This window comes from Flavobacterium sp. PL11, from assembly GCF_035985025.1.
GTDB lineage: Bacteria > Bacteroidota > Bacteroidia > Flavobacteriales > Flavobacteriaceae > Flavobacterium.
Map to the genome: position 1 here is coordinate 1 of NZ_JAXCIA010000062.1, position 3,868 is coordinate 3,868.

Genomic DNA, 3,868 nt, shown 5'->3' on the forward strand with positions numbered 1-3,868 from the left:
ATGAAGGTTCTCGACTGCGCTCGAACTGACAATAGAAGTTATTTATAAAAATATTACATCTACCATCAAAATTCCTTAATTGTTTAAAAACGGTTTTGGAATAATTCTTATAATATCTTCTCATTACATTTTTTGTCAAATCGAGCGCAGTCGAGATTCAATGATGGATCTACGATGGCGGTTCACGAATGAAGGTTCTCGACTGCGCTCGAACTGACAATAGAAGTTATTTATAAAAATATTACATCTACCATCAAAATTCCTTAATTGTTTAAAAACGGTTCATGAATAATTCTTATAATATCTTCCCATTACATTTTTTGTCAAATCGAGCGCAGTCGAGATTCAATGATGGATCTACGATGGCGGTTCACGAATGAAGGTTCTCGACTGCGCTCGAACTGACAATAGAAGTCTTTTATGAAAATATTACATCTACCATCAAAATTCCTTAATTGTTTAAAACGGTTTTGGAATAATTCTTATAAGACTTACCGATTTTATTGTTTATCAAATCGAACGCAGTCGAGATTAAATGAGGGTTCACGACTGCGCTCGAACCGACAAAACAAATGTTTTAAATCCTTAAATTTATCACAATCAAAGTACGTAACTTGTTCGAGCTATTTTTGGAAAAATAAGAAAGTAAACTTTTTTTATAATCAAAATCAGTTATATTTATCCGGAAAATTATAAAACTATTAAATTACCAAAAAAACTATTATGAAAGAATACAAAGTAGAAAGTTTAATTTATTACTCTAAATTGACTTTAGATTCCAAGCACATTGCTAATGATTCAAAAAAAGAAATTTAGGAAAAACTAGATGAGTATGCCGCAAAAGGATATCGGTTGACGACTTCAACATCAACAAATTTTGGTTCCGCAATTTATATTCATTTGTATTTTGAAAAAGATATTTAATTAAAGTCAGACAATAATAATCATTCTTTATCAAAAAATCCGACCCTAAAATTAGACCATTTCATTGTACGCTCACTTTGAAATGGTCTTTTTTTTTATCAGTATTATTATTAGTAACAAAATTCCTTAATTTTCTAAAAATAGGCGATGAAGTGATAGTTAGTAAATATATTGAATACAAAAGTTTATAAATATTTCATTATTAAACGCAACCTTTCCTATTTTTTAATATCTTCAGCAAAACATTTTACAATGAAAAAAATAATAGTGCTACTGTTTATATCATTTTCATGTATATCCTGTTGGCCTACAACAGGTGGCGATGGAGAAAATAATAGACAACAATATAAACCTGTAATTATTGACCGTACGCAATTAGAGAATTCTATAGCCTTTCAAAATGCACAGCCCGTACTAAAATCTGGAAAAATATATATTAAGGATAATTTGATGTTTGTAAACGAAGTCAATAAAGGATTTCATATTTACGATTATTCGAATCCACAAAACCCCATTCGCACTAATTTTATAAATGTTGCTGGGTCTACAGATTTGGCAATAAAGGGAAATACTATTTATATCAATCAAGCGGTCGATTTAGTTACAGCCACTTACAATTCACAATCCAAAAAATTTACGGTTACCAATAGAAACAGGAATGTTTTCCCGCAAAAGCAAGCTCCAAACGGCCAGTTTGGATATACAAAAGACAATCAAGTAATAATCGACTGGACTTTAAGCAAATAAAAAATGAAAAGAATTCTATCAATTTTTACGTTAGCTTTTTTAATAGGCTGCTCGAATGGTGATACCGCTTCAAATGGCGATGTGGGTCAAGGAGGTTCGCTTGCCGTATTTGCAATAAAAGGAAATTATCTTTACGGAGTTGATCAAATGAAATTAAATGTGTTTTCGTTAATTGACGGAGAAAAACCAGTAAAAGTTAATGAAGTTCCTATAGGTTTTGATATAGAAACCTTATTTTCTTACGGCGAAAACTTATTTATAGGATCTAGAAATGGGATGTTCATTTATTCGATAAAAAATCCTGAAAATCCAACGAAGTTATCCAGTGTAAATCATTTTACCGCATGCGATCCTGTAATTGCCAATAGCACCCACTCCTTTGTGACATTAAACTCTAACGTAACTTGTGGAAATAATATCAATGTGCTACAAGTTTATGACACTAAAGATTTGACCAAACCAATGTTAGTGCATAGTAGAACATTAACACAACCAAAAGGATTAGGTTTTTACACCTCTAATTATTTATTTGTATGTGATGATGTGATAAAGATTTTCGACATCACTAATCCTGCCGAACCCGTTTTAGTCAACTCCGTCAGCAAAAAATGTTTTGATGTCATAATAAGAGACAATACTTTATTTGCTATAGGCGACACAGGAGTATTTTGCTATGAACTAAACCCGAATAACATAAGCGATATAAAATTGATAAGCGAAGTTAAATTCTAATTCTCTAAAAAATACCGCTCTTCAATACGCTTTATATCTTTGATAGAATTTTTGGCCCAAGCCAAGCGTTTTTGTAAAATTTCATCGTTGGATAAATGCCAATCGATATCTGTTTTGCGCAATCGGTTGGTTAAGTTTTGAATTATGATTGCGGCGGAAACTGAAATATTCAAGCTCTCGGTAAAACCAACCATCGGGATTTTTAGAAAGCCATCGGCGCGTTGTAGAATTTCTTCAGATAATCCGTCTCTTTCTGTTCCAAAAAACAAAGCACTTGGTTTTGTAATATCAAAATCTTCCATTAAACAATCCGTTGAGTGCGGCGTTGTTGCAATGATTTGGTAGCCTTGCGCCTTTATAGTGTCGATACAATTTGTAATGGAATCAAATGTGTTGATATCCACCCATTTTTGGGCGCCCATTGCAATTTCCTTGTCGATACTTTTCCCATAGCGTTGCTCAATCACATTTAATTCTTGAATCCCAAAAATTTCGCAACTGCGCATCACCGCGCTTGTATTGTGCATTTGGAAAATATCCTCCACAACAATTGTAAAATGCTTTGTTCTGTTTTCTAGTATTTTTAGAAATTTTTCTTTTCGGTTATCTGTTAAAATGTTTTCAAGAAAATTGAGGTAATCGATGTCAACCATTGGAAACTAATTTTCTGCAAAAATAGTAAAAACTCTAAATTCACTACTCTAAAATCGAAGTAATAAAAGTAGAGATAATTTTCTCTCCTAAACTTTCTTGTTTATACTCGGGGAAAATTGGCTCTTTTTTTATATTTTTCATTTCGTTTTCAAGTAGATTTGCTGTATTTGTAAAAGAATAAAAATGTTTTGAAGCTGTTTTAGTGGCATTAAATCCAGGTTTCGGATTATAAATTGAATATTGACTTTCCTGGCTATAACTATTTACCGAAACCTTTTTGGTTTCAAAATAATTAGCTTTTTCATTTAAATAACTTTCATTACTGTTAGAAAATCCAAACTTAAAATCAGTTTTTTGAGCAAAGCAAAATGACGAACTTAAAATTATAAAAAGCAGATGGTATTTATTCATAATTTTATCATTTTTGTGAAACCAAAAGTACAAATTAGTAGTGATTTATTATACTTAATTCTTTTCTATCAAATTCTTTTTTAACACACTTGTATTGTTGATAAAAAAAAATATCTGGTACAACAACAGTAAAACACTTCGTTTTATTTGCAAGACTTAAAAATTTTCTCTTGTACGTTTACCTATAAATATTTTCTAGTAAAATAAAGTAATCGATGTCAACTGTTAGGATTTAGTTTTTGACAAAACTAGTAAAAAAGAGTAGCCTTGTCACTTTAAAATTGGTTTGTGATACCTCTAGATTGAATTTTTGTTTAGGAATTTAGATTGTTTTTTGAATTAGTATACGGTATTGAGGCCAGTTTATTAAAGCTAAGGATTAAAATATAGTTAACGTTTT

Annotated in this window: 4 protein-coding genes; 2 read left to right on the forward strand and 2 right to left on the reverse strand. The window is 30.9% G+C overall.

What is annotated here, in order from left to right:
• Positions 1-1,176 precede the first annotated feature (1,176 nt).
• Together RCH18_RS15900 and RCH18_RS15905 are read left to right on the forward strand one after the other, a co-directional pair.
• On the forward strand, positions 1,177-1,671 hold the full coding sequence (locus RCH18_RS15900) for a hypothetical protein (protein ID WP_326937757.1): 495 nt from the start codon (positions 1,177-1,179) through the stop codon (positions 1,669-1,671).
• A gap of 3 nt (positions 1,672-1,674) precedes the next feature.
• Positions 1,675-2,403 (forward strand): hypothetical protein, encoded by a 729-nt coding sequence (locus tag RCH18_RS15905; RefSeq protein ID WP_326937758.1) that lies wholly within the window; start codon positions 1,675-1,677, stop codon positions 2,401-2,403.
• Here RCH18_RS15905 and RCH18_RS15910 read toward each other — a convergent pair.
• Both RCH18_RS15910 and RCH18_RS15915 read right to left on the reverse strand, forming a co-directional pair.
• Entirely contained in the window at positions 2,400-3,056 is a 657-nt protein-coding gene (locus RCH18_RS15910) for a TrmH family RNA methyltransferase (protein WP_326937759.1), read from the reverse strand. The genes RCH18_RS15905 and RCH18_RS15910 overlap by 4 nt on opposite strands.
• Positions 3,057-3,099: 43 nt before the next feature.
• Entirely contained in the window at positions 3,100-3,468 is a 369-nt protein-coding gene (locus RCH18_RS15915; protein ID WP_326937760.1) for a hypothetical protein, read from the reverse strand.
• Between the last annotated feature and the right edge of the window lie 400 nt (positions 3,469-3,868).